Source organism: Nonomuraea sp. NPDC054003, assembly GCF_055585125.1.
Map to the genome: position 1 here is coordinate 93,388 of NZ_JBVJKR010000017.1, position 25,329 is coordinate 118,716.

Annotated in this window: 26 protein-coding genes and 1 other RNA gene; 7 read left to right on the forward strand and 20 right to left on the reverse strand. The window is 69.6% G+C overall.

The genetic code is table 11. The features are described from left to right. Nucleotides 1-8: 8 nt before the first annotated feature. Both ACZ6YG_RS36260 and ACZ6YG_RS36265 read left to right on the forward strand, forming a co-directional pair. A complete protein-coding gene (locus ACZ6YG_RS36260) occupies nucleotides 9-1,679 on the forward strand; it encodes a RiPP maturation radical SAM C-methyltransferase (protein ID WP_466020479.1) in 1,671 nt (556 codons plus the stop codon). 36 nt (nucleotides 1,680-1,715) lie between these two features. Next, nucleotides 1,716-3,290 (forward strand): long-chain-fatty-acid--CoA ligase, encoded by a 1,575-nt coding sequence (locus tag ACZ6YG_RS36265; protein WP_466020480.1) that lies wholly within the window; start codon nucleotides 1,716-1,718, stop codon nucleotides 3,288-3,290. Between the two features lie 52 nt (nucleotides 3,291-3,342). Here ACZ6YG_RS36265 and ssrA read toward each other — a convergent pair. The 5 genes from ssrA to ftsE all read right to left on the reverse strand — a co-directional run bounded on the left by ssrA (nucleotide 3,343) and on the right by ftsE (nucleotide 7,986). Continuing rightward, nucleotides 3,343-3,726, reverse strand: a transfer-messenger RNA (tmRNA) gene (gene ssrA, locus ACZ6YG_RS36270). A 296-nt stretch (nucleotides 3,727-4,022) separates the two neighbouring features. Further along, on the reverse strand, nucleotides 4,023-5,879 hold the full coding sequence (locus ACZ6YG_RS36275) for a penicillin-binding transpeptidase domain-containing protein (RefSeq protein ID WP_466020481.1): 1,857 nt from the start codon (nucleotides 5,877-5,879) through the stop codon (nucleotides 4,023-4,025). Further along, complete coding sequence (gene smpB / locus ACZ6YG_RS36280; RefSeq protein ID WP_148034181.1) at nucleotides 5,876-6,343, reverse strand: SsrA-binding protein SmpB; 468 nt, start codon at nucleotides 6,341-6,343, stop codon at nucleotides 5,876-5,878. Before smpB ends, ACZ6YG_RS36275 begins: the two co-directional genes overlap by 4 nt. Before the next feature lie 23 nt (nucleotides 6,344-6,366). Next, nucleotides 6,367-7,275: a permease-like cell division protein FtsX gene (gene ftsX, locus ACZ6YG_RS36285; protein WP_148034182.1), complete on the reverse strand. Its 909-nt coding sequence runs from the start codon at nucleotides 7,273-7,275 to the stop codon at nucleotides 6,367-6,369. Nucleotides 7,276-7,296: 21 nt separating this feature from the next. Further along, a complete protein-coding gene (ftsE, locus tag ACZ6YG_RS36290; protein WP_091079803.1) occupies nucleotides 7,297-7,986 on the reverse strand; it encodes a cell division ATP-binding protein FtsE in 690 nt (229 codons plus the stop codon). A 203-nt stretch (nucleotides 7,987-8,189) separates the two neighbouring features. On the opposite strand from ftsE, the gene ACZ6YG_RS36295 reads away from it, so the two are divergent. Continuing rightward, on the forward strand, nucleotides 8,190-8,381 hold the full coding sequence (locus tag ACZ6YG_RS36295; RefSeq protein ID WP_148034183.1) for a hypothetical protein: 192 nt from the start codon (nucleotides 8,190-8,192) through the stop codon (nucleotides 8,379-8,381). Here the strand turns inward: ACZ6YG_RS36295 and prfB are convergent. Continuing rightward, complete coding sequence (gene prfB, locus ACZ6YG_RS36300; protein ID WP_148034184.1) at nucleotides 8,367-9,482, reverse strand: peptide chain release factor 2; 1,116 nt, start codon at nucleotides 9,480-9,482, stop codon at nucleotides 8,367-8,369. The genes ACZ6YG_RS36295 and prfB overlap by 15 nt on opposite strands. Before the next feature lie 48 nt (nucleotides 9,483-9,530). Here prfB and ACZ6YG_RS36305 point away from each other — a divergent pair, with 48 nt between their 5' ends. Then, the gene (locus ACZ6YG_RS36305; protein WP_466020482.1) at nucleotides 9,531-10,538 is read left to right on the forward strand and encodes a DUF8094 domain-containing protein; all 1,008 of its coding nucleotides are present in this window, start codon (nucleotides 9,531-9,533) and stop codon (nucleotides 10,536-10,538) included. A 6-nt stretch (nucleotides 10,539-10,544) separates the two neighbouring features. Here the strand turns inward: ACZ6YG_RS36305 and ACZ6YG_RS36310 are convergent, their stop codons facing one another. From ACZ6YG_RS36310 to ACZ6YG_RS36375, 14 genes are all read right to left on the reverse strand, one after another. Next, a complete protein-coding gene (locus ACZ6YG_RS36310; protein ID WP_397198466.1) occupies nucleotides 10,545-10,856 on the reverse strand; it encodes a gas vesicle protein K in 312 nt (103 codons plus the stop codon). After that, nucleotides 10,840-11,079, reverse strand: a complete 240-nt coding sequence (gene gvpJ / locus ACZ6YG_RS36315) for a gas vesicle protein GvpJ (protein ID WP_466020483.1) — start codon at nucleotides 11,077-11,079, stop codon at nucleotides 10,840-10,842. The genes ACZ6YG_RS36310 and gvpJ (ACZ6YG_RS36315) overlap by 17 nt, the downstream gene beginning before the upstream one ends. After that, nucleotides 11,066-11,848 (reverse strand): GvpL/GvpF family gas vesicle protein, encoded by a 783-nt coding sequence (locus tag ACZ6YG_RS36320; protein WP_466020484.1) that lies wholly within the window; start codon nucleotides 11,846-11,848, stop codon nucleotides 11,066-11,068. The genes gvpJ (ACZ6YG_RS36315) and ACZ6YG_RS36320 overlap by 14 nt, the downstream gene beginning before the upstream one ends. Then, nucleotides 11,838-12,218 (reverse strand): gas vesicle protein GvpJ, encoded by a 381-nt coding sequence (gene gvpJ / locus ACZ6YG_RS36325; RefSeq protein WP_466020485.1) that lies wholly within the window; start codon nucleotides 12,216-12,218, stop codon nucleotides 11,838-11,840. Before gvpJ (ACZ6YG_RS36325) ends, ACZ6YG_RS36320 begins: the two co-directional genes overlap by 11 nt. Then, a complete protein-coding gene (locus ACZ6YG_RS36330) occupies nucleotides 12,215-12,577 on the reverse strand; it encodes a gas vesicle protein GvpO (protein ID WP_466020486.1) in 363 nt (120 codons plus the stop codon). The genes gvpJ (ACZ6YG_RS36325) and ACZ6YG_RS36330 overlap by 4 nt, the downstream gene beginning before the upstream one ends. Nucleotides 12,578-12,613: 36 nt before the next feature. After that, a complete protein-coding gene (locus ACZ6YG_RS36335) occupies nucleotides 12,614-12,838 on the reverse strand; it encodes a gas vesicle protein GvpG (RefSeq protein ID WP_148034189.1) in 225 nt (74 codons plus the stop codon). Nucleotides 12,839-12,872: 34 nt separating this feature from the next. After that, nucleotides 12,873-13,676, reverse strand: coding sequence for a GvpL/GvpF family gas vesicle protein (locus ACZ6YG_RS36340; protein WP_466020487.1), 804 nt, complete (start codon nucleotides 13,674-13,676; stop codon nucleotides 12,873-12,875). Continuing rightward, nucleotides 13,669-14,052, reverse strand: coding sequence for a gas vesicle protein GvpJ (gvpJ, locus tag ACZ6YG_RS36345; protein ID WP_148034191.1), 384 nt, complete (start codon nucleotides 14,050-14,052; stop codon nucleotides 13,669-13,671). Before gvpJ (ACZ6YG_RS36345) ends, ACZ6YG_RS36340 begins: the two co-directional genes overlap by 8 nt. 41 nt (nucleotides 14,053-14,093) lie before the next feature. After that, entirely contained in the window at nucleotides 14,094-15,407 is a 1,314-nt protein-coding gene (locus ACZ6YG_RS36350) for an SRPBCC family protein (protein WP_466020488.1), read from the reverse strand. A 56-nt stretch (nucleotides 15,408-15,463) separates the two neighbouring features. Next, nucleotides 15,464-16,012: a hypothetical protein gene (locus ACZ6YG_RS36355; RefSeq protein WP_187281377.1), complete on the reverse strand. Its 549-nt coding sequence runs from the start codon at nucleotides 16,010-16,012 to the stop codon at nucleotides 15,464-15,466. A gap of 240 nt (nucleotides 16,013-16,252) precedes the next feature. Continuing rightward, a complete protein-coding gene (locus ACZ6YG_RS36360) occupies nucleotides 16,253-21,124 on the reverse strand; it encodes an NAD-glutamate dehydrogenase (RefSeq protein ID WP_466020489.1) in 4,872 nt (1,623 codons plus the stop codon). Nucleotides 21,125-21,148: 24 nt separating this feature from the next. Then, nucleotides 21,149-21,412 carry a hypothetical protein gene (locus ACZ6YG_RS36365; RefSeq protein ID WP_466020490.1) on the reverse strand — a complete coding sequence of 88 codons (264 nt, stop codon included), beginning with the start codon at nucleotides 21,410-21,412 and terminating at the stop codon, nucleotides 21,149-21,151. Between the two features lie 83 nt (nucleotides 21,413-21,495). Beyond that, complete coding sequence (locus tag ACZ6YG_RS36370) at nucleotides 21,496-21,693, reverse strand: zf-HC2 domain-containing protein (protein WP_148034194.1); 198 nt, start codon at nucleotides 21,691-21,693, stop codon at nucleotides 21,496-21,498. Beyond that, nucleotides 21,693-22,247: a sigma-70 family RNA polymerase sigma factor gene (locus tag ACZ6YG_RS36375; RefSeq protein WP_246639336.1), complete on the reverse strand. Its 555-nt coding sequence runs from the start codon at nucleotides 22,245-22,247 to the stop codon at nucleotides 21,693-21,695. Before ACZ6YG_RS36375 ends, ACZ6YG_RS36370 begins: the two co-directional genes overlap by 1 nt. 120 nt (nucleotides 22,248-22,367) lie before the next feature. Between ACZ6YG_RS36375 and ACZ6YG_RS36380 the strand changes: the two genes are divergently transcribed. From ACZ6YG_RS36380 to ACZ6YG_RS36390, 3 genes are all read left to right on the forward strand, one after another. Beyond that, nucleotides 22,368-23,000 (forward strand): DUF4142 domain-containing protein, encoded by a 633-nt coding sequence (locus ACZ6YG_RS36380; protein ID WP_261808830.1) that lies wholly within the window; start codon nucleotides 22,368-22,370, stop codon nucleotides 22,998-23,000. Beyond that, complete coding sequence (locus ACZ6YG_RS36385) at nucleotides 22,997-24,445, forward strand: DUF1996 domain-containing protein (RefSeq protein WP_466020491.1); 1,449 nt, start codon at nucleotides 22,997-22,999, stop codon at nucleotides 24,443-24,445. Before ACZ6YG_RS36380 ends, ACZ6YG_RS36385 begins: the two co-directional genes overlap by 4 nt. Before the next feature lie 77 nt (nucleotides 24,446-24,522). Continuing rightward, on the forward strand, nucleotides 24,523-25,302 hold the full coding sequence (locus ACZ6YG_RS36390) for a hypothetical protein (protein ID WP_148034196.1): 780 nt from the start codon (nucleotides 24,523-24,525) through the stop codon (nucleotides 25,300-25,302). Nucleotides 25,303-25,329: the final 27 nt, after the last annotated feature.

A 25,329-nucleotide genomic window follows, 5' to 3' on the forward strand; every position in this document is an offset into this window, starting at 1 on the left:
GCCCGGCCGTGTCCACCTACCGCGTCCTGCTGGTCAGCATGCCCTGGCACGGGCTCGACCGTCCCTCGCTCGGGCTGAGCCTGCTCCAGGCCGCGCTCCGGCGCGACGGCGTGGCCTGCGACGTCCGCTATCTCGGCTTCGACCTCGCCGATCTCATCGGCCTGCCGGACTACCGCTGGGTGCAGGGCCGGCTGCCGCACACCGCCTTCGCCGGCGAGTGGCTGTTCGCCGCCGCGCTCCACGGCGAACGACCGGCGGCCGACGACGCGTACGACGAGACCGTCCTGCGCGGCGTCCACCGGCAGCCCTCGGAGACGATCGCCAGGCTGCGGAGGCTGCGCGGCTCCTGCGCCCGCTTCCTCGACCGCTGCCTGGCCTCGATCGCCTGGACGGACTACGACCTCGTCGGGTTCACCTCCACCTTCGAGCAGAACCTCGCCTCGCTCGCGCTCGCCCGGCGGGTCAAGGAACGCCATCCCGGCGTCGTCACCGTCTTCGGCGGCGCCAACTGGGAAGGCGACATGGGCCACGAGCTGCACGCGCGCTTCCCGTTCGTGGACGTCGTCTGCGGCGCCGAGGGCGCCGCCGTCCGCCCCCGCCTGCTGCTGGAGACCTCGCGGGGCTGCTGGTGGGGGGCCAGGCACCACTGCACGTTCTGCGGGCTGAACGGCGAGGCGATGACCTTCCGCAGTAAGTCGCCCGAGCGCGTGCTGGACGAGATCGAGCACCTGACCCGGCGCCACCGCCTCACCACGGCGGGCGTCGTCGACAACATCCTCGACATGCGGTACTTCACCACGCTGCTGCCCGCGCTCGCCGCCGCCGGAGCGCCTGCCGACCTGTTCTACGAGGTCAAGGCCAACCTCAGCGCCGCCCAGGTGAAGCTGCTCGCCGACGCCGGGGTCCGCGAGATCCAGCCTGGCCTGGAGAGCCTCAGCGACCACGTGCTGGCGCTGATGCGCAAGGGGACCACGGCCCTGCGCAACATCCAGCTCCTCAAGTGGTGCGCGGAGTTCGGCGTCACCGCGCGCTGGAACCTGCTCTTCGGCTTCCCCGGGGAGACCGCCGAGGACTACGCGTCGATGCTGCCCCTGCTGGACGCGTGCGACTTCCTCCAGCCGCCGGACGGCATGGACGCCATCAGGCTCGACCGGTTCAGCCCCTTCCACCAGGATCCGGAGCGGTTCGGGATGACCGGCGTGCGGCCCATGGCGGTGTACCGGTGCCTCTACCCCTTCCCGGACGAGGCCGCGGCGCATCGCGTACTACTTCGACTTCGACTACGCCGACGGCATGCGCCCCCTGGACCACGCCGGGCCGGTCATGAAGCGGGTGCGGCGGTGGATCGAGCGCGGCGGCAACGGCACGCTCGCGCTGCTGGCGCACCCCGACGGAGGGCTGGTCCTGGTCGACACCCGCGACGAACGGACGGTGTCGTTCCGGCTGACCGGCTGGCGGGCGGCGGTGTACGCCCGGTGCGACAGGGTCACGGCGGAGCGCGCGGCCGTCGCCGCCGGCACGGCCGCGGGGGCGACGGCCGAGGAGGTGCTCGCATTCCTCGCGGACTGCCTGCGGCGACGGCTCATGGTCCGGACCGGCGATCAGTGGCTGACGCTGGGGATCCGCGTGCCGGCCAGGACGTCCGCCGACTCTCGACCTTGACGGGCACCCGGCTGTAAGTTCTCACTTACAGCCGAGGGACGGGAAGGAAGAACATGAGCGCGGTCCACAGTGCCCACCCCCACCAGCGACTCACCTGGGTCCACCAGGTGACCAAACACGCCGGTGCACAGCCAGGACAGCCCGCCATACGGTTCAAGGGCGAGACGACGACCTGGGCCGAGCTGGACGAGCGCAGCCGCCGCCTGTCCGCCGCGCTCGAAGCCCGCGGCGTGGGCGAGGGCGACCGGGTCCTGGTGCTCCTGACCAACCGTCCCGAGTTCGTCGAGACACTGGTGGCGATCAACAGGCTCGGCGCCATCGCCGTCCCGGTCAACTTCCGGCTGGTCGCGGCCGAGGTCTCGTACCTCGCCGAGGACTCGGGCTCGTGCGCGATCGTGGTGGAGCAGCCGCTGGCCCCGGTGGTCGCCGCGGTGCGGGCGGGCAAGGAGGCCGAGCTGCCCTGCCTGGTCGTCGGCGACGCCCCGGACGCCGCCGGCGCGGGCGCGGAACGCTACGAGGAAGCCGTCGCGGGCGCGACGCCGAGCGGGGCGAGCGGCCCCGCCGACCTCGGCGCGGTCGCCCTGATCATGTACACGTCGGGGACGACGGGCCTGCCCAAGGGCGCCATGCTCACGTACGAGAACCTCCTCGGCCAGACGATCACCCTGCTGCAGACGTTGCGTCCGGGCGCCGACGAGATCTGCGTCGTCACCTCACCGATGTTCCACATCGCCGCGGTCGGCGTGATCGTGCCGAACCTCATCTTCGGCTACACCACCGTCATCACGCCGACCGGCGCCTTCGACCCCGAGGCGTTCCTCGACCTGGTCGAGTCGGAGCGGGTCACCAACGCCTTCCTCGTGCCGACCCAGTGGCAGGCCGTCTGCGCCAGCCCCACGCTCCCCCAGCGCGACATCCCGCTGCGCACCATCTCGTGGGGGGCCGCGCCCGCGACCCCGGCGATCCTGCGGGCGATGGAGGCGGCCTTCCCCGGCGTGCCGAACGTGTCGGTGTTCGGGCAGACGGAGATGTCGCCCATCACCACGTCCCTGCCCGGCGAGGACGCCATCCGCAAGATCGGCTCGGTCGGCAAGCCCGTCCCCCTGGTCGAGGTGCGCGTGGTGGACCAGCACATGAACGACGTGCCCCAGGGCGAGATCGGGGAGATCGTCTACCGGGGCCCGCAGACCATGACGGGCTACTGGAACAACCCGGGGGCGACCGAGGAGGCGTTCCGGGGCGGCTGGTTCCACTCCGGAGACCTGGTCCGGGTGGACGAGGAAGGGTTCTTCTACGTCGTCGACCGCCTCAAGGACATGATCATCTCCGGCGGCGAGAACATCTACAGCGCCGAGGTCGAGGCCGTGCTCGCCGACCACCCCAAGGTCCGCGAGATCGCCCTGGTGGGCAGCCCGCACGAGAAGTGGGGCGAGACGCCCGTCGCCGTCGTGGTCCCGCGCGACGAGGCCGACCCGCCCACGGTGGCGGAACTGTCCGAGTTCTGCCTGACCCGGCTCGCCTCGTACAAGAAGCCGACCAAGGCCGTCGTGGTGAGTGAACTGCCGCGCAACGCCTCGGGCAAGATCCTCAAGAACCGCCTGCGCGACATGGTCAAGCAGGACTCCTGACGGAACGCGAAAAGCCCGGCCGGATGATCCGGCCGGGCTTTCCGCGTCTTCGAAGTGGAGGTGGCGGGAATCGAACCCGCGTCCTTCAACCCCAAGACAGAGCTTCTCCGGGCGCAGCCTGCTGTGCTTTTCTCAGCCCCGGCGATCATGCAGGCGAGTCGCCGACGGGCTCAGCCACTGTTTGGTTTCCCGATCACCCCCGTGGCCGGGTCGATCGGTTGAGCCTTCTGACGATGCCAGATCCCGAGCCGAAGGCACTCTCGGGCTGACAGAGGTTTCGCTACTTAGGCAGCGAGAGCCAGGGAACCCTGGCTGACCTCAGTGCGCTTAGAATTGGCACTTGTTGTTTGCGGTCACAGGATTAACGAGGTTATGTCCGCAGTCCTCGGCCCGCTTCTCCTGACTTGCAAGGTCAAAGTCGAAGCCAGTCACCCCCTGTGGAGTTGTCAACACGATCCCGGAGGATCGAGCATGACGACGATACCTCTGACAACACCCCAGATGCCAACTTGATTCCCGGCGAACGCCGTGGAGCCCCCGGAAGCGCAGCACAGCAGCATCACGCCCCCGGGGGCGACCGGCAGGGTCGAGCCGGTCAATGACGGCAGGACTTCCCCCGAGATGAAGTCCTGATCTCATCACGACGACTGGTCCCGCAACCCCCCGAGCGGGACCGGTCACTCAGTAAGACGCAACCGGCCTGTCCGATGGTTGCTTCTTGTCACGAAAAAATCACGGAGTGTCGCCGAGGGCCGCGAAGAAGCTTCCGGCCACGGCGGCGGGGTTGTAGTTCCTGGTGAACACGGCGATGGCCAGGTCGCCCTGCCAGCCGACGAACCAGGCGTCGTTCTCCTTGCCGGTGGCGGCGGACGTCACGCCGTGGACGCGACCGCTGCCCGCCTGGGCGGGGGTGCCCTGGGCGCCCGCCCTCATCATGGCCGTCAGCGCCTCGCGGACCTGCGGGTCGAGCTGCCGGGGCGGGGGCTGCGGCGCGGGCGTCACCTCGTCGGCGGCGTCGGGGGTGTCGGGCGCGGTGACCAGCACCGGCGGCCGCCAGGTGCCGGACGCTACCGCCCCCGCGACCAGGGCCATGCTGAGCGGGCTCACCTCGACGTTCTGGCCCGCGATGGCCTTGGCCTTGGCGGCGTCGCCGTCGAAGGCCGGCCGCGAGCCGCTGAACGACTTGAGCGGCAGCTGCCACGGCAGGCCGATGCCGAAGTTCTCGGCGCTCCGGGCCAGGTCGTCGCCGGTCACCCGGCGGGCGAGCGAGGCCAGCGCGGTGGCGCAGCCCGCGGCGAAGTTCTGCTGGAAGGTGGGCGAGGAGCCGGTGACCTGGGCCGCGCTGACGAACCGGGCACCGCCGACCGTGCGCTCGGCCGGGCACGGGAGCTTCTGCTTGGTCTGCACCCCGGCCTTGAGTATGGCGTCGGCCGCCACGATGGAGAACGCGGTGCCGGCCGGGAAGCGGCCCGCCAGCGCGTCCTTCTCCTGATGCAGGCCGCGGGTGGAGACCGCCCTGATCTCGCCGGTCGAGCTGTCGACCGCCACCAGGGCGCTGGCGCGGGTGCTGGAGACGGCGCGTTCGGCGGCGACCTGCACGCCGCTGTCGATCGTGGTCTGCACCGACCTGTTCTGGCGGCCGGGCCACTGCTGCAGCGACGCCACTTCCTCGCCGGTGTTGAGGTCGAGGATGATCACCTGGGTCTCGGTGGAGCCTGTCAGGTAGCCCTGGTAGGCCTGCTGGAGCCCGCTCTGGCCGATCGAGTCGCCGGCCCGCTGGGGGCCGCCGAGCTTCTGCTCGGTCTCCGGGGTGAGCGCGCTGACCCGGCCGACGATCTGCTTGGGGCTCGCGGGGTCCACGGGCTGCTTCTCCGGGACGGTCTTGACTTCCGGGATGGCGTCGAGCTTCTGTCTCACCGACTGGTAGCGGGTGCGGCCGAAAGTGATCAGCGGCACGGTCTCGTTGGGCGGCGCGGACCGGATCCGGCTGAGCAGCCGGTCCTCCGCGTATCCGGTGATCTGGGACAGCTGCTTGACGACCTCCTCGGCGCGGTCGCCGAGCTGGGCGGGCACCACGCCGGCGACGTACAGGAACATGTCCTGCTGCAGCGGGTCGCCGCCGCGGTCGAGGACCGGCTGGCGCGGCGTCGGCTTGGCCTTGACCGCGAACCGCTGCCCCTCCTTGAGCTGGGGGTGCAGCACCGCCGGCGACCACTTCACCTTCCACATGCCGTCGTCGAGACGGAGCGGGAGCACGCTGTCGTACGTCCACAAGGGGTTGTTGTCGCCCAGGTCGACCTCGACGCCGAACTCGGCCTGCGACTCGTCGCCGGTCACCCGCACGCTCTTGATGCGGAACCGGAACGAGGCCGCGTCGAGCTGCAGCTTGGCGTCCGACAGCGCCTTGCGCACGACGGCGGGGTCACCGTCGGCGCGGGAGGCGGCCAGCTCGTAGTCGTTGGACTGCCAGCCGACGAGGAAGTCGCGCACCGCGTCGTGCGGCGACGCCTCCTCGAAGCAGCCGGTCAAGGTCATGCTCGCGATCGCCAGCGTGACGGTCGCGGCCAGCGTGCGGCGGACTCGGTTCATCGGTTGCGGTGACGCAGCGCCCGGGCCATCTCGCGCTTGGCCTGCTTCTCGGCCAGCGACTGCCGCTTGTCCCAGTCCTTCTTGCCTCTCGCGACGCCGATCTCGATCTTGGCCTTGCCGTCCTTGAAGTAGAGCTGGAGCGGCACGATCGTGAGCCCGCCCTCCTTGACCCGGGTGGCGAGCTTGTCGATCTCCTTGCGGTGGAGCAGGAGCTTGCGCTTGCGGCGGGCTGCGTGGTTGGTCCAGGTGCCCTGCGCGTATTCGGGGATGTGGACGTTGAACAGCCACGCTTCGCCGCCTTCGACGCTGGCGTAGCCGTCGACCAGTGAGGCGCGGCCCTCCCGCAACGACTTCACCTCCGTGCCCTGCAGGACCAGCCCCGCCTCGAAGGTGTCTTCGATGTGGTAGTCGTGCCGGGCACGCTTGTTCTGGGCGATGACCTTTCGCCCGGTCTCACGTGGCATGCTTCGACCTTACCGGCGTTTCGTCAGACCCTGAGGTATCGGCGGAGAGTGACGAACGATGCCAGGACACAGATCACCACACCGATGATCATAGTCAGGGTGATCACCGACGCCACGTCGTCCCAGCCGATCTGCGCCCCGCCGGACGACAGATACTGGGCGACCTCGTCGAACATGAAGACCTTGGTCACGATCAGCATGACCGCGGCGAACACGCCGCCGATCAGGCCCGCGATCATGCCTTCCATGACGAAGGGCAGCTGGATGTAGAGGTTGGAGGCCCCGACCAGCCGCATGATGCCCGTCTCCCGGCGGCGGTTGAACGCCGACAACCGCACCGTGTTGCCGATCAGCAGCGCGGCGGCGAGCACCAGGATGACGGCCACGATCAGGGCGGCCCAGCGCACCTTGTCGAGCATGGTGAAGAACTGGCTGATCAGGTCTCTCTGGTTGACCACCTGCGAGACGCCCGGCTGTCCCTGCAACGCCTGGATCACCGGCTGGTAGTTGTCCGGGTTGGCCAGCTTGACCCGGAACGAGGTCGGCATGTCCTCGACCTTGGTGGCGTCGCGCATGGGCTGGTTGGCGCTGAAGGCCTCCTGGAAGTTCTTGAAGGCCGTCGCCTGGTCCTCGTAGAAGACCTGCTCGACTCCGGGAAGCCCTTCGATCTGCTTCTGCAGCGCCTGGGTCTGCGCCTGGGTGACGGCCTTGCCCTTGCAGGCGGGCATGTCACTGTTCTTGGTGCAGAGGAAGACGGATACTTCGACCTTGTCGTACCAGTAGGTCGTCATCATGCCGACCTGGGCGTTGATCATCAAGCCGACGCCCAGCATCGCCATGCCGACCGCGACGGTGATGATGACCGCGATCGTCATGGTCAGGTTGCGACGGAGGCCGATCCAGACCTCGGAGAAGATGAAGTTCGCCCGCATGATTGTGTCTACTGCTCCCTGTCAGTACGCCTGGCCGTACACGCCACGCGACTGGTCGCGGACGATCTTGCCGTCCTCCAGCTCCACGACACGCTTGCGCATGGAGTCGACGATGGCCGCGTCGTGCGTGGCCATGACGACCGTGGTGCCGGTCCTGTTGATCCGGTCGAGCACCTTCATGATGCCGATGCTCGTCGCGGGGTCGATGTTGCCCGTCGGCTCGTCGGCCAGCAGGATCATGGGCCGGTTGACGAACGCCCGGGCCATGGCGACGCGCTGCTGCTCGCCGCCGGACAGCTCGTCGGGCATGCGGTGGGCCTTGCCTTCCAGGCCGACCAGCTCGATGACCTCCGGCACCACCTTGCGGATGAACCGCCGCGGCTTGCCGATGACCTCGAGCGCGAACGCCACGTTCTCGTAGACGTTCTTGTTCGGGAGCAGCCTGAAGTCCTGGAACACGCAGCCGATGCGGCGGCGCAGGTGAGGCACCTTGAAGTTGGAGAGGCGGGCCAGGTCCTTGCCGGCGACGTGGATCGCGCCGGAGTTGGGCCGCTCCTCCTTGAGAATCAGACGGAGGAAGGTGGACTTGCCTGATCCCGAAGGACCGACGAGGAACACGAACTCACCCTTGTCCACGTCGACAGAGACGTGGTCCAGGGCGGGCCTGTTCTGGTTCGCGTAGACCTTGGTGACATTATCGAAATGGATCACGAGAGCATCACGGCATGCCAGTCTAGGGGTCAGGACGGAAGCGAGGGTGGCACATGCCCACTTCCCGCCACGCACCGATCGGGGACGCCCAGCTTTACCATTGATCGACGTTCCGATTGGCTGGAGCACAGTCTAGAGGGAAGACTGGCATGGAACGTCCATAACGGAAACAAAACGATTGTGCGGCTAGACTTGGGGCTGACATGAGTTGCCAACACCTCGTATGCGCGCAGTGCGCGCACCCCGTCATCGAAGGCCGCTGCGCCCTCTGCCGAGCCAACCGCGAGCGGCTGCACGGTCATGGCTTCGCCGGCCTGTCACCCGCCCTGATCGCGATCGTCCTCCTCGTGGCGCTCTTCGCGACCCTGGTGCTCGAACACCTACTGGGCGTCTGACTCCTGGCGGCGCATCCAGCGGATCTCCGACTCGATGAACTGGTCGAGATCGCCGTCGAGCACCGCGCTCGGGTTGCCCGCCTCCGTGGCCGTCCGCAGGTCCTTCACGATCTGGTACGGGTGAAGGACGTAGTTGCGGATCTGCGTGCCCCATGACGTGGTCGTCGCCCCGCGCAGCTCCGACATCTTCTCCGCCTCCTCCTGCCGCTTGCGCTCGAGCAGCTTGGCCTGGAGGACGTTCATGGCGGTCGCGCGGTTCTGCAGCTGGGAGCGCTCGTTCTGGCAGGAGACGACGATGCCGGACGGCAGGTGGGTGATGCGCACGGCCGAGTCGGTCGTGTTGACGCCCTGGCCGCCGGGGCCCGACGAGCGGTAGACGTCGACGCGGATCTCGTCTTCGTTGATGTCGATGTGGTCGGTCTGCTCGACGACCGGCACCACGTCCACGCCCGCGAACGAGGTCTGGCGGCGCCCCTGGTTGTCGAACGGGCTGATGCGCACCAGCCGGTGGGTGCCGTGCTCGCCCCTGAGCGTGCCGTAGGCGTAGGGCGACTTGATCGCGAAGGTGGCCGACTTGATGCCCGCCTCTTCCGCGTACGAGGTCTCGTAGACCTCCGTGGGGTAGCCCTTGCGCTCGGCCCAGCGGAGGTACATCCGCAGCAGCATCTCCGCCCAGTCGGCCGCGTCGACGCCGCCCGCCTGGGAGTTGATGGTCATCAGGGCCTCGCGCGAGTCGTACTCGCCCGACAGGAGGGTGCGGACCTCCAGCGCGCCGATGTCGGAGCGCAGCGAGACCAGCTCCTTGTCGGCCTCGGCGCGGGTGTCGTCGTCGGCCTCCTCGGCCGCGAGCTCGTACAGGACCGAGAGGTCGTCGAGGCGGCGGCTCAGGCCGTCGACGCGGTTGAGCTCGCCCTGGAGGTGGGAGAGCTTGCTGGTGACCTTCTGCGCCTTGTCCGGCTCGTCCCACAGATCGGGGGCGGCGACCTGCGTCTCCAGCTCCTCGATCTGCTTGCGCATGGAGTCGAGGTCGAGCACGTCCTGGATGCTGCGGAGCGTGCCGGCGAGCTCGTTGATTGCGTCTGCCGGATCGATGTCTGCCACGCCTCCTTAGAGTACGCGACCGGCGGGGGTGCCGAATAACATGGCCAGGTGCGTGTACACGGTCGGCGTAAGGCGCTGGCGCTCGCCGCCGTCCTGCTGGCGGGGGCGTCCGGCTGCTCGGGTTCCGCCGCGGATCCTTCGCGCACCCCCGCGGCCGCCTCGCCGAGCCCGTCCGCCGACCCGACGCCCGCCGAGCCCGAGGTGACGCTCGCCGAGGCGGGCGAGGTGTTCACCACCTTCGTCGCCACCGACAGCGTGCTGCGCGCCTCCGGCGACCTGCGGCTCGCCATGGAGTACGTACGCGACTCGGAGGCCCGGCTGACCGCCGTCGCCTACCTGTCCAGCGGCGGCCGGCCGCCCCGCCACGAGTGGGGCTCCCCCACCCTGTACGTGCCGCGCTTCGCCGAGGGCGCCCAGGCGGTGTGGTTCTCGGTGCTGGCCGACCGCGACGGCGAGCCGACCATGCTGACCTTCGCCAAAAACGGCGACTGGCGGCTCAGCGCCGCCTCCCGGCTGCTCGACCCCGCGCACCGGCCCGACGTCGCCCTCGACGACCAGGGGTACGCCACCGCGATCGCCGGCGACGACCGGAGCGTCACCATCCGCCCCCAGCTCATCGGTCCTCTGCACGCCACCGTGGCCGAGACGGGCACCGACGGCGTCGCTGCCGGCCTCATCGCCGACGGCCCCTACACCACCGACGTCGCCAGCCAGATCACCGAGGCCAGGCAGAAGGCCAAGAAGGCCGGCTTCAGCTACGACTCCATCTTCCAGGCCGGCGACCACCCCGTGTACGCCCTGCGCACCGGCGACGGAGGCGCGATCATCCAATACTCGCTCTCCCGCACCACGACGACCACGACCAAGACGGCCGAGGACGACTACATCCCGGTGCCCGACTCGGCGCGCTGGTCGATCTCGGCGCCGGTGGTGCGGCGCAACCTCCGGCTCACCGAGATCCACACGTACGTGACCGCGGTCCCCCCGGCGACGGCCCCGGCCGCGGCGGAGGTCGTCGGCCATGAAGGGGCGCTGACGAAGGCGACCGGGCAGTGACCGGGGTCAGTCCTCCGGGAGCAGGGTGCCGAGCGGCCCGAGATCGAGGTTGAGGTCGGCAGGCGTCAGGCCGAACCGCTCGCACAGCTCGGTCATGGCCTCCTCCAGCCTCATCAGGGTCAGCCCCACCGCCTCCAGCTGCTCCCCGGACAGCTCGCCGCGGTCCATCCGCCGCACACACTGACGCTCCACGAGCTGGCGGATCAGCTCGATCAGCGTCAGCACCAGGCGGCTCAGGTCACGCTGCACCGAGTCGGCGTCGGTCTCCAGCCGCCACTCCCCCGGTTTCACCACCGGCTGGTCAGTCGGCTCTGTCATGCCGCATCCCTCCGTCCACCGCGTCGCCCTCCCGTACCGACACCAGCAACGCCCGCAGGGAGATCCGTACGAGGTCGACGCCGGAAATGGACAGCACCACGTCGCCCGTCACCACCACCCCGCCCGCCAGCAGGCGGTCCAGCAGGTCGACGAGCGCCACCCGCTGCTCGGGCAGGCGTCCCTCTGCGGCGAGCCGGCCCCCTCTCGGCTCAGGAGGCGTCACCGTACGCCGTCTCACCGTCGTGGTCGAGCGCGGCGAAGGAGTAGGGCGCCCAGGGGCCGACGAGCTCCAGGGTGACGCCCCGTTCGGCGGGGTTCTCGACCACCCGGGCGAACTCGGCGGCGCGGGCCTCGTCCACCAGGTAGGCGCCGTTGAGCACCATCTGCTCCCGCCGCCCTGACAGCTGCGGGTCCTGGGCCCGGTGGCGGGTGCCGGCCACGGCGATGTCCATCAGCGCCTCGTGCACGGCCTGGGCGTGCTCGGCGGCCCGGCGCCAGCCGTCCTCACGTCCGCGCAGGGCCGCCCGGCGGCGGTTCAGGTAGGCGGCTCCCGGCGCCGCGTCCTGGGTTTCCGCCACCGGCTCGGCGGGGCCCGCGACGGCGTAGGCCTTCACGCCCCACTCCCACCGGCCCGACACCCGGCGCAGCACCTCGTCGAACTGGGCGTGCCGCTCGTCGAGGAGCTCTCGAACCTGTGCCTCACCCGTGTAGACGGTGACCAGCCGCACCGGGGCCGTGGGCCCCCGGCGGGCGACGGCCTCCACGACCCGGTGATGGGCGCGCGCGATCTCCTCCAGCCAGGCGAGGTCCTCCATCGAGCGCCGCAGCGACTCCTCGCCGAACTCCTGGAGCGACACCGTGCTGATGAAGGCGGCCAGGCCCCGGTGCGCCAGACGGCGCACGGGGGCACCGGCGACGCCTGCCGGGCCGTCGGGCTCGCCGCCCTCGTCACGGGTCACCGCGTACAGGTAGACGCCCTGCTCAGCGTCCACGCTCGACCGCCTCCGGCTCGTGGGCGGCTTCCGCCCGCGTGGCGACGATCTCCTCCAGCGCCGCGAGGCGGCGGCGCAGCTTGCGGTTCTGCTTGGCCAGCTCGTGGGCGTCGCCGGTCAGCCACGGGTCGTGCTCCCACCAGTCGATGCCCATCTCCCTGGCCGTGTCGACCGAGGCGATGAGCAGGCGGAGCTTGATCGTCAGCAGCTCGATGTCAAGCAGGTTGACCTGGATGTCGCCGGCGATCACCACGCCCCGGTCGAGCACCCGTTCCAGGATGTCTCCTAGGTTGGCGGATTCGCGGCCGCCGTAACCCTGCTGCTGCGCCGAGGACCCGGGAACGTACGGGCCCGACCTCACGGCGTTCACCGCGGGCCCTCGGCGGGGTCGCCGCTGCCCCGCTTGTAGCGGCGCACCCGGCGGTAGGACAGCAGTTCGCCCTCCATGTCGAGGTCGATCTCATAGAGAGCCAGGGTGTCGCCGGACGACGGGATCCGGCGGTCCTCCACGATCTCCACGCCCACCAGCCACCCGTCGTCCGACGGCTCGACCCGTGTGACGCTCTCGGTGTCCTTGCCGGTCAGCTCGCTCATCATCCGCAGCCCCATGTCGGCCGCCGCGGCGGCCGGGATGTCCGCGGAACGCGAGCGAGGCGGCTCCTCGCCGCCGTCGTCCGCTCCCTTTGCGCCTGACGCGTGCTTGCGCTCGGTCCCCTGCCTGGCAGGCACGAAATCACCCCCGTATCCGCTGGTGCGGCCCCCGCCTCACCAGCCGGTCATCCCCTGCAGGATCTCCTCGACCGCCCGGGCCTCCTCCTCCTCGGAGATCCGACCGGCGGCCCTGGCCTGCTCCACCTCTTCCAGGCGGCGCCGGACCACGGCCGGATCGCGCAGCTCCCGCTCGACCTCGTCTCTCAGGAGCTCGCCGAGCTTGACGACCGAGTAGATCGGCAGCAGCGGCCAGCCAAAGAGCAGCGTCCCCAGTCCCAACGATGTTCACTCCTCCACGACGTCGTGTCCGTGGTCAGGCCGTACCCACGAAGTCGTACGGAGCCATCGGCCCGAGCAGGCGAACCTCGACGCGGCCCGACCACCGGCGGGCCAGCTCGTCCACGGCCTGTTCGAACTCGGCCTGTCTGTCCCGCTCCACCAGCGCGGCCACGTGCGCGGCCTCGCGCTCGTGGCCGACGTCGCGTACGACCAGTTGTTCGCACACGTCGGAGAGTGCCTCCAGCACCGTCGCTGTGTCCGTCTCCCGTTTGCCGGCGATCGCGTGCTCGATGATCTCTCCCAGACGCATGCGCTCGTTGCGCGTCGCGTCCTCGGGCAGGCCGGCGATCCGATCCCGGAGCGTCGCGGCCTCTTCGTTCTCCTCCAGCACCTCCCTCAGGATCGTCCGCTCGTCGTACCGGGCGTTGACCACGTACTGCGTCCGGCCCTCCACCTCGCGCAGGGCGTCGACGAACGCGTCATGGTACGGCTTCAGCAGCTCCTCCAGGACGGCGTCGGAGCCGGTCAGCACCGCCCCGAACCGGAACGGCAGCACCGGCACCTCCGCCGCCGTCTGGTCGAGCAGCGTCTGGTGCGCCCGCAGGTCCTGCGGCCGGCCCAGCGGCCGGTCGGCCCGGACGTCGCTCACCAGGGCCGCGATCTCGCCGAAGGTCACCAGTCCCACTTGGCCGCCGGGTTCTCCGACCCCCTCGGTCCCGGGCTCCACTTCGACATCCACGGGTACGATCCCGTACACGTAGGACGCTGTGCCGTTCACGTCCGCCGATGAGGTGTCCGCGGGCCGGGCGGCCTCTCCGCGTGGTGACATCTCAGTCATCCTCTCTGAGGCGTGCCTCGCGGGGCTGTTCCTCGGGCACGTCCTCGACCTCGTCGGCGGCGGCTTCGAGCGCGGGTTCCTCGCCCTGGTCGACGGACTTGGCCTGCGTCACGCCCTGGACGACCTCGGGCAGGTCCTTCTGCGTGGTCGACAGGTCGAGGCGGTTGACCGCCTCCGCGAAGCGCAGGTAGGTGTCGACGCTGGCCACGACGATCCGGGCGTCCACGGTCAGCACCTCGATGCCGACCAGTGAGACGCGGACGAAGGCGTCGATGACCAGGCCCTTGTCGAGAATGGTGTCGATGACGTCCGCGAGGTTCGTCCCCGAGCTGCCGCCGCCGGCAGGCGAGCCGCGACCGGCAGGTTGCACGGTCATGTCATACCCCCTGGTAGTGGCCGACCGGCCCTGACGGGTGACTACTCGGATCTGGCCCGACGGCGGCGCACCGGCCGCTCGGGCTCGGGAGCCGGGCGTCTGGACGTGGTGCCACGACGCCGCGCGGTGGCGGGCCGTCTGGGCGGCTCCTCCTCCTCGGGCTCCTCTTCCTCTTCGGGCTCCTCTTCCTCTTCTTCCTCCTCCTCAGGCTCCTCCTCGGGTTCCTCTTCTTCCTCCTCCTCCTCGGGCTCCTCCTCTTCCTCCTCGCCTTCGGGCTCTTCGGCTTCCGCCCGCTCGCCCTCTTCAGGCTCCTCGGGCTCCTCTTCCTCCTCGCCCTGCTCGCCCTGCTCCTCCTGGACCGCGGTCTCGTGGTCCTTGACGACCTCGCTGTCGCGGATCTCGCCGCGCCAGCCCTCAAGCTCGTCCGGGTTCAGCAGGAGGTGCGCCATCACGTGCCGCCGGAAGTGCTTGAGCTCCAGCCGCACCCGACGTCCCTGCGCACGCCACAGGTTGCCGGTCCGCTCGAACAGGCCCTGCGGGTGGTACTCCAGCACCACCAGGACCCGGGTCAGGTCGGGAGTGATCTCGTGGAAGGTCACCGCCCCGTCGACGCGACCCTTCTCCCCCTCCGAGCGCCAGATGATCCGCTGGTCCGGGATCTGCTCGATGATGGTCGCCTTCCAGCTCCGGTGCGACATGAAGACCTGGGCTTTCCAGGTGAGCTCCTCGTCGGAGTCCTGCTTGACGGTCTCGACCTTCTTCATGAAGGTCGGGAAGTCCTGGAACTGGGTCCACTGGTCGTACACCAGACGGCGGGGCGCGCCGACGTCGAGCGCCTCCACGATGTTGGTGACCTTCTCGTGGCCTCGTCCGCCACCGCCACCACCGCCGGTGATCTTCTGCATCACGCCCTTGAGCCCGCCCTTGAGCCCGCCCTTAAGAGCCCCGCCCAGGAAGCCGCCCGGTTTGTCCGAGCCCGTCACCGCGCTCATCAAACTCTTGCCCCCGTGTTCCACGTAGTCGGTGAGCCGGCCCGTCAGGCCTTCGATCTTGTCCCCCGCGGAGGACAGCACTCGCGTCCCCGCGGCCTGCAGGAGACCCTGAGCCGACTCCACCAGCCGGCCCATCGGCAGGCCGCCGGCCACTCCCTCGCCGGCCTCGGCCGCCTTCCCGGCGACCCCCTGGCCGGTCTCGGCCGCCTTCCCCGCGACTCCCTGGCCGGTCTCGGCCGCCTTGCCCGCGACTCCCTGGCCGGTCTCGGCCGCCTTGCCCGCGGTGTCCTTGACCTGGTCCCCGGCCGTTTCCGTCGCGGTTTCGCCGGCCTTGCGGGCCGTTCTCCCCGCCTTGCCTGCCACTCCCCGGACGGCACCGGTCGCCGCCTTCCTCAATCTCTCCGCATCAGCCACTTCGCTCACCCCCGTGACTGGCCGGCCCGCCGGACGGGACGCGTGCGCCGACGTGCCCCCTCACCTTCGGCCTTCTCCTGGGTCCGCGCCGGCCGTTTGGCCCGCGCCGGCTCCTCGGCCTCTTCCTCTTCGCCCTCCTCCTCGCCGGCCTCCTCTTCAGGCTCTTCCTCGTAGTCCTCTTCTTCGCCTTCTTCGCCTTCTTCGTCGCGGGACGCCTGTTTGGTGACCTTGTCCGCGGCTTCGCCGACACCGCCGAGTGACCCCGCGCGCTCCTGCAGCCTCTGGCTCAGAGAGTCGATCTGCCTGCTCGCCGCGGTCATGACCGCCGTCTTGCCGGCCTCCACGAGCTCGCCACGAAGGCGCTCGGTGAGCTGCTGGAGCTCCGGGGTCGAGCCGAGCGCCTTGACGCCCTGCGCGAGCGGGCCTCCGTTGCCGCAGCTCGCACGCCCCGCCAGCCCCGCCGCCGCCAGAGCCGCCGCCGTGCGCAGCTTCCGGCGCCTTCCGAGGCAATAGCCGGCGAGTACGGCGAAGGCCACCTGCAACTTGTTCGACATGATCAGCGCTCCTTCCGCTCGCTCACCATCTCGACGAACACTGGTGCAGTGCAGGCGGACAGACCCGAATGTGCTGGTGCCTGTTCGCCGCGGCATGCCCTACCCGTAATTCGGACAAAGCACCTCATTCAGTGAAAAGTGGCGCAGACTTGACGCGAGGCGCGTCCATCCGGACCACTGGTGAAACCCGCCTCGTCCGGGGCGGCACCGGCCGCTCAGGCGCCGCCCCGGACGACGGGCTCAGGCCTCCGTGCGCGGGAGGCTGGTCGACGAGACCAGGGTGCGGATGGCGCGGAGCGCCACCGACAGCGTGGCCAGGTCGAAGTTGTCGCTCTCCCAGATCTCGGAGAGCGTCTGCCTGCTGCGCCCGACCGCCGCCGAGTTCGCCTCCACCCACCTGGCCAGCCGCTCCTCAGGGGGCAGCCCGGAGGAGCTGTGGGCCAGGACGTCGCGGGTGAGCGAGGCGTGGGCGGCGTAGAGGTCGTCGCGGAGGGCGGCGCGGGCCATCGCGTTCCACCGGCTGTCGCGGGGCAGCGCGATGATGCGCTCCCTGAGGCGGGCCAGTTGGAGACGGTCGGCGAGGTCGAAGTAGACCTCGGCGACCTCGTTGACCGGGCGGCCGCTGATGGAGGCGATCTCCACCAGGTCGAAGGTGGAGTACGCGGGCACCATGGCGGCCACCCGCTCGGCCAGGTCGGCGGGGACGCCGCGGGCCACGAAGGAGTCGCGGCGGTCCTCGAAGGCGGCCAGGTCGGGGCCGGTGAGCAGCTTGGGCAGGTGGCCGAGGAGGCCGTTGACGCCCTTGACGAAGAAGCCGACCGAGCCCGCCAGGTCGAGCGGCGGGCGGCGGTTCGTGAGCAGCCACCGGGTGCCGCGCTCGCCGAGCTTGCGCGCCTCCAGCAGCATGGCGAGCTGGGTGGCGGTGTCGATCTCGTTGTCCAGCGACTCCACCTTGCGGTGGAAACTGGCCAGGTCGAAGACCTCACGCGTGACGAGGAAGGCCCGCACGATGTCGGGCAGCGAGGCGCCGGTCTCCTCGCCGACCCGGAACAGGAACGTGGTCCCCATGGAGTTGACCAGGTCGTTCACGATGCCGGTGACGATGATCTCGCGCCGCAGCGGGTGCGCGTCCATGTACGCCCGGAACCGCTCGCGCAGCGCCGACGGGAAGTACGAGACGAGCCGGGGCGCGAGGTAGGGGTCGTCGGGGAGCTCGGTGCCGAGCAGTTCGGCGTCGGCGACGAGCTTGGTGTAGGCGAGCAGGACGGAGAACTCGGGCGCGGTCAGCCCGAGCCTGGACTGTCGGCGCTCGGCGAGCGCCTTGTCCGACGGCAGGAACTCCAGACCCCGGTTGACCCGGCCGTCGCGTTCGAGGCGGCGCAGGTAGCGGGCGTGGATGTGGAGCATCTCGACGGCCTGGGCGCGGGCGGCGGCCAGGACGACGTTCTGCGCGTAGTTGTCGCGCAGCACCAGCTCGGCCACCTCGTCGGTCATGGAGGTGAAGACCTGGTTGCGCTGCTTGTCGGTCATTTCGCCGTCGCGGACCACCTGGTCCAGCAGGATCTTGATGTTGACCTCGTGGTCGGAGGTGTCGACGCCGGCGGAGTTGTCGATGAAGTCCGTGTTGATGAGGCCGCCGTCGAGCGCGAACTCTATGCGGGCGAGCTGGGTGAAGCCGAGGTTGCCGCCTTCGCCGACGACCTTGCAGCGCAGGTCGGCGGCGTCGACCCGGAGCGAGTCGTTGCCCTTGTCGCCGACGTCGGCGTGGGTCTCGGCGCTGGACTTGACGTAGGTGCCGATGCCGCCGTTCCACAGCAGGTCGACGGGGGCGCGCAGGATGGCGCTGATCAGGTCGTTGGGCGCCAGTGAGGTCACGTCGCCGGGCAGGCCCAGCGCGTCGCGGATCTGCGGGGTGAGCTGGACGGATTTGGCGGTACGGGGGAACACGCCGCCGCCCTTGGAGATGAGCGAGGCGTCGTAGTCGGCCCAGGAGCTGCGCGGCAGTTCGAAGAGACGGCGCCGCTCGGCGTAGGAGCGGGCCGCGTCGGGGCTGGGGTCGATGAAGATGTGGCGGTGGTCGAAGGCGGCCACCAGCCGGATGTGCTGGGACAGCAGCATGCCGTTGCCGAACACGTCGCCCGACATGTCGCCGATGCCGGCCACGGTGAAGTCGGTGGTCTGCACGTCCACGCCCATGGTGCGGAAGTGGTACTTGACCGACTCCCAGGCGCCGCGGGCGGTGATGCCCATGGCCTTGTGGTCGTACCCGATGGATCCGCCGGAGGCGAAGGCGTCGCCGAGCCAGAACCCGTACTCCTTGGCGACCCCGTTGGCGATGTCGGAGAACGTCGCGGTGCCCTTGTCTGCCGCGACCACCAGGTAGGTGTCGTCGCCGTCGTGCCTGACGGTGTCGGGCGGCGGCACGACCTTGCCGTCGACCAGGTTGTCGGTGACGTCGAGCAGGCCGGAGATGAACATCCGGTAGCACTCGACGCCTTCGGCGAGCAGGTCCTCCCGGGAACCGGTCACGGGCGGACGTTTCACTACGAACCCACCCTTGGAGCCGGTGGGGACGATGACCGTGTTCTTCACCATCTGGGCCTTGACCAGGCCGAGGATCTCCGTCCGGAAGTCCTCCATCCGGTCCGACCAGCGCAGCCCGCCCCTGGCGACCTTGCCGTAGCGCAGGTGGACGCCCTCCACCCGGGGCGAGTACACGAAGATCTCGTACTTCGGCCGCGGCAGCGGCAGCACGCTGATGGCCTGCGGGTCGAACTTGAGCGAGATGTACGGCTTCCGCTTCCCGTCGACGGTCTGGAAGTAGTTCGTGCGGAGGGTCGCCTCGATCATCTCCATGTACGCGCGCAGGATCCGGTCCTCGTCCAGCGAGGCCACCTCGTCCAGCGCTCCCAGGATCTCCTCCTTGAGCGCCCCCGTCAGGTCCTCGCGCACCTCGCCGTCGCGGCGCGGGTCCAGGCGGGACTCGAACAGGCGCACCAGCAGCCGGGACAGCCGCACGTTGCCCAGCAGGACCTGCTCGATGTAGCGCTGGGAGAAGTTGCTGCCGGCCTGGTGCAGGTACTTGGCGTAGACGCGCAGGATCTCGACCTGCTCCGTGGTCAGCCCGGCCTTCAGGATGAGCGCGTTGAAGTCGTCGGCCGGCGCCCGCCCGTGCCAGAGCGCCATCAGCCCGTCCTGGAAGAGCCGCTTGAAGTCGCCCCGCTCGATCTCGGGTGACGGGGTGTAGCGCAGCCCGAAGTCGTAGATCCAGGCGTTCTTCGTGGCCGGGTCGTTGTCGCGGTCGATCTCGTACGGGCGCTCGTCCACCACTTCGACCCCGAGGCGCTGGATCATCGGCAGCATCTTCGACAGCGAGATGGACGACCCGAGCCGATAGACCTTGAGCCGCCGCTCCCCCTCCGCGGCGTCGTACGGCTCGTACAGGTTGAGGTCGATCTCGTCGCCGCCCGCGCCGTCGAGGTGCTCCAGCCGACGCAGGTCGGCCACGGCCACCTGGGGCTGGAAGTCGGCCTTGTACGCCTCGGGGAAGGCGACGTGGTAGCGCTTGACCAGCCCCGGGGCCTCCTCCTCGGAGGTCATCTCCCTGATGGCCGCGCCGAGGTCGTCCTCCCAGGAGCGGGTGATCGCGGCCAGCCGCGCCTCCAGCTCCTCGACGTCCACGCCCGGCGCCGGGAGCTGCTTGCCCCGCTCGCCGCGGATGACGACGTGCAGCCGGGCCAGCGCGGACTCGCCTATCGACGCCCGGTAGTCGAGACCCTTGCCGCCCAGCGCCTTGAGCAGCAGCTCCTGCATCTGCAGGCGGACCATGGTGGTGTAGCGGTCGCGCGGCAGGTAGATCAGGCAGGAGATGTAGCGGCCGTAGTCGTCGCGCCGCAGGAACAGCTTGACCTGCTTGCGCTCGCGCAGCCGCAGCACGCCCAGCGCGATCGGCAGCAGCTGCTCGGTCGAGGTCTGGAACAGCTCGTCGCGGGGGAACGTCTCCAGGATCTCGATGAGGTCCTTGCCGTCGTGGCTCTCCGCGGTCAGCCCTGCGGCCTCGATCACGGCCGCGAGCTTGCGGCGCAGCACCGGGATGCGGGAGATCGACTCGTTGTACGCGACGTGCGTGAAGAGGCCGAGGAAGCGGCGCTCGCCGACGACCTCGCCCTCGGGCGAGAAGAGCTTGACGCCGATGTAGTCGAGGTAGGCGTCGCGGTGGACGGTGGCGCGGGAGTTGGCCTTGGTGATGATGAGCAGCTGCTTCTCGCGGGCCCTGGCGCGCAGCTCGGCGGGGAGCGCGGAGAAGCTGTCGGAGTGCACCTTGTCGTCGCGCAGGATGCCGAGCGCGGCGCCCGGCAGGGCGCGCAGCGTCTCGCCCTCCTCGCCGCTCTCCAGGCGGTACTCGCGGTAGCCGAGGAAGGTGAAGTGCCCGTCGGCGAGCCAGCGCAGCAGGTCGAGGCTGTCCTCGACCTCGGCGGGCGGCAGCGGCGGCGGGTTCACCGCCAGGTCCTCGGCGGTCTGCAGGGCCAGCGCGCGCATCTTGCGGAAGTCCTCGACCGCGTGGCGCACGTCGGTGAGCACCCGCTGCAGGTCGGTCTCCAGGGCCTTGAGCAGCGCGGGGTCGGACTGGCGGTCGATCTCGACGTGGATCCACGACTCGACCAGCATCTGCCCGGTGACGTCCTCCTGGCCGCTGCCGAGGATCTTGCCGGTCAGGTCGCGGCGGACCCGGATCTGCGGGTGGACCACGAGGTGGACGCCGATGCCGTGCCGGTCGAGCTCCATCGTGACGGAGTCCACCAGGAACGGCATGTCGTCGGTGACCACCTCGACCACCGAGCGGCCGGGGTCCCAGCCGTTCTCGTCCAGGGTGGGGGTGTAGGCCCGGACCACCGGCCTGCCCTGCGGGCGGGTCTCGGCCAGCTGCCGCTGCGACATCGCCGGACCGTACACGTCCACCAGATTGCGGTCGAGCAGGTCGTCGGGGGGCACGTGCCGGTAGTAGACGCGCAGGAAGGTCAGTGCCTCCTCGGGGCTCACATGGTCGCTGCCCACCGCGCACCGTTGCGCGGCTCGCTGGAGCAGCTCATCCTTGGCCTCGTCGAGCGGCATTTCGCTCTCACTCCTTTGTGAGGGTTAGCCATGGCGGGGTTGGAGCCAGGCTTTGAGTTCCCACGACAGCGGGAAATAGTACATTTCACTACGGACATGCCCGTATGGACTGAAAACTTCCGGCCGGCGGGACATCGGCCCCGAACGCAAGAAAGCCCTGGGGGCGTCATCGTCTCCCAGGACCTCGACCTGCTCGACCAGCCGGAGGCGGCCGCCGTAGGACAACCGGCGGCCCTCCTCACCGAACTGCCTGTCGCGAGGGACGGTCGCATCGTCGTCGATGCCCACCGCACACCTCCCCCACATCCCCGGTGAAGCGAAACCGGGCGCACGCCTCGCCGTACCGATACCACCCGAAAAGGGCAAAGACGTCAACGTGACATCGACATCGGCGGGTCGTCTTCGGATGCGGAGGGCGCCTGCTTGAGCTCGTCGAGCCGGTCCGGCACTTCGGCCAGTTCGACAAGCTCAGCCTGGCACTGCTCGCACACCTCGAGGTGGCGCTCGAACGCCTCGTGCTCCGAATCATCGAGCACGCCGAGGACGTAGGCGGCCACCCCGTCATGCATCAGCCGGCTACCCCCTTGTCCCGCAGAAGTTCACGGAGAGCCCGGATGCCGTAGTAGAGCCGGGACTTCACCGTGCCCGGCGGGATCCCCAGAATCGCCGCCGCTTCACTTATCGTACGGTCCCGTAGGTAGGTCTGCTCAATAACTTCGCGGTGTTCGTCCGACAGGCTGCGCAGAGCGTCCGCCACGACGATCGCGGACAGCGCTCTCTCGGAGCCGTCGGGCACCGCCATCATGTCGACTTCCGGGGGCTCGACCTCATGAGGCCGAACACTCTTTCGCCGACGTCCGTCAATGACGATCCGGCGGGCCACGGTCAGCAGCCACGCCCAGAGGAGGCCCGGTTCCCACTGCAGTCTGGCCGAGTTGCGCCAGGCCCGGACGAGCGTCTCCTGCACCACATCCTCAGCCCATTGCAGATCGTTACCGGTCGACTTACGTACATGGCGCAGTAGAGGGCCGCCGAACTCCTGGTACAGCACCGCGATGCGGTGCTCCGCCTCGGCATCAGCACTCTCGAACCTGCCGTCGAGGTGACTCAGCACGGGGCACATCTTTACACCTTCGTTATCAGTCCGGTAGCCACTCCGATAACTCCAGTTATTTCTAACTATTCCTCAGGATGGGTGAACCGGCCGTGATAAGGCCGCGTACCTCCCACCATGCACAGGCTTTTGCGTGGCGAAGTAGTGATGTTCGGCGGCTTCGCCCTCGCGGCAGCGGTCACGATCCTCCTGGTCATGCCGCAGGCGAACACGGCCGTGCTGACAGAGGTGACGCAGACGTCCACGGGCCCGCTCGGGCCCGCGGACCGCGACTTCCTCGTCAAGGTGCGGCAAGCCGGCCTCTGGGAGATCCCCGTCGGCCAATGGGCCCAGAAGCGCGCGGACTCCGCGCGGGTCAAGGACGTCGGGCAACATCTCGTGGAGGACCACACGAAGCTGGACGCGCAGGTACGCCGGGTGGCGGCGAAGCTCAACGTCCCGCTTCCCGATCGGCCGAGCCCTGACCAGCAACGGTGGATGGCGCAGCTGGCGTCCGAGACCGGTCCGGCATTCGACAGGGACTTCGCCCGCCTGCTGCGTGCGGCACATGGCAAGGTGTTCGCCGTCGTGGCGAACGTGAGGGCGGGCACCCGCAACGCCGAGATCAGGAAGTTCGCCGGGACGGCCGTGACCGTGGTCATGCGGCACATGACGCTGCTGGAGTCCACCGGCCTGGTCAATTACGACGAGCTTCCGGAGCCCCCGTTGCCCTCACAGGCAGCACCCGCCCCAGCGGCGGTCGACCCGAGGAGACAACCATGAGATCCAGACGCATGGCCGCGGCCATATCCGCCTTAGCGGTGGTGGCCGGCGGGCTGGTGTCCGCAGTGGTCGTCGGCGGCGCTCAACCGGCCTTCGCCGACTGTGAGATCACCGAACAGCGGCCTCCTGGTCAGCAGCAGAACCAACCGCAGGACCAGCCTCAGGACCAGCCTGAAGACCAGCAGCAGGACCAGCCCCAAGACCAGCCTCAGGACCAGCCGCAGCAGAGCCAGGCTCCGCAGGAGCAGGATCAGGAGAACCAGGGCCGGGACGACGACCAGCAGGGCCAGGATCAGGGAGCCCAGCAGGACCAGAACGGCGACGGGCAACAGAACCAGGAGAACCAGAACCAGAACGACCAGCAGGGCCAGGACCAAGGGGCCCAGCAGGACCAGCAGGACCAGAACGGGGGCGGGGCCCTCGTCGACCCGCCGGCGGACCCTGAGGCGTCCGCTGAGACCTTCGGGCAGCGGAACCGGGACCAGGACCGCGACCGCCGCCGGAACAGGCCCAGGCCCAGTCAGCAGCCGTCCAGCACCGCCTCACCGTCGCCCACCGGAGGCCAGGAGTCGGACTGCCTGAACATCGGCCCGTTCGTGACCGACTTCGTGGACATCAGGCAGATCCCGCGTAGCCGGCAGGACGCCCGCATCGGCCGAGGCGGCTCGCGCGGCACGTTCGTGTCCCGCTGCGGCACCAACGGTGAAGGCCACTTCAACCCCGACAACTTCATCGTCGCTCCCGGAGTGCGCAATGGGGCACACCACCTGCACGACTACGTGGGCAACCTGTCGGCAGACGCCTTCTCGACCGACGAGAGCCTGGAAGCCGCGGGCACCACGTGCCGCCTGGGCGACAAGTCCACGTACTTCTGGCCGGTGCTGCGCGACCGCACGGTCGACGAGAACGTCGACGACCCCGACCGCAACGTCGGCCAGGTGCTCCGTCCGCGGTCGGTGACCCTGCAGTTCCGCGGCAACGCGCGCGCCCGGGTCGTGGCGATGCCGCGCTTCCTGCGGATCATCACCGGCGACGCCAAGGCGGCCACCAACGGCCCGGCCAACGCCCGCGCCGGCTGGTCCTGCAGCGGCTTCACCAACCGGATCAGCTCCGACAAGTACCCCCTGTGCCCGCGCGGCAGCCAGGTCCTCCGGATCATGGACTTCCCGAGCTGCTGGGACGGCCAGAACAACGACAGCGCCAACCACCGCACGCACATCGTCTTCCCGGACCAGAGCGGCGCCTGCCCGCAGGGCACGCAGCCGGTCCCGCAGCTGCGGATGACTCTGGCCTACTCGGTGCCGAGGGGCCCCTCGTTCGCCCTCGACGCCTTCCCCGAGCAGTTGCACAACCCGGTCACCGACCACGGTGACTTCGTGAACGTGATGCCGGAGCGGCTCATGTCCAACGTCGTGAACTGCATCAACCGAGGCCGTCGTTGCTGACCTCCGTCCCCGGGAACAGCAACGAGGCCGAGTAGGCCCTCCCGAGTCGCACCCTCATCCGACCTTGGAGGGAATGGATGCTCCACAGACGACACCCCCGGCACGCCCCCACTCAGCTGGATACCAGGAACATCCGGCTCGGGGCGAGCGCGTCGATCGCCGCGGTCCTTCTGTCGGTCTTCGCACTGACACTGACGGATCGCGGCATGGAGATGCTCGGCCGAGGGGTGAGCTTCCTCGAGTACTACGCGGGCGTGCTGGCGCTGGTGTCCCTGACAGCGACGGTGGCCCTGGGGTTGCTCACCACCGAACGCGTTTTCCTGTCCCCGGCGAACCGGGTCCGCGCGCAGCTCGCGCACCGGGCCGCCGCGTTCGCCGGGACGGCGTTCCTGCTCACGCACGTCGCGCTCATGATCTCGCTGGAGCACGTCTCGCCGGCCGCCGCCGTGATCCCCGTCGAGGGGATCTACGTCGGGTTCGGGACGATCGCCTTCGACGCGATGGTCGTGGTCGTGATCACGGGGATCGTACGGGGAAGGTTCGCGGTGACCGGCAGGCCGTGGGTGTGGCGGCTGATGCACGCCTCCGCCTACGTGGCCTGGCCGGTCTCCATCCTGCACGGACTCACCGCGGGCCGGTGGGCGGCGAGCTGGGTCTCCTGGTCGTACATCGCCTGCCTGGCCGCCGTCGCCTCGGCGCTGCTCGTCCGCCTGCTCGCGACGATGCTGCGGCCTCCGCAGACCGCGGAGTGGGTCGACGCGCCCGAGGCCAGTGACGCACCCGTCGAGGTGCCCGCGGGGGTCAACGCGCCGGTGAGCCTCGCCGAGGCCCGGCGGAAGTACCGGGAGGCGGGATGACCCCGCCCATGATCGACCAGGAGAAGC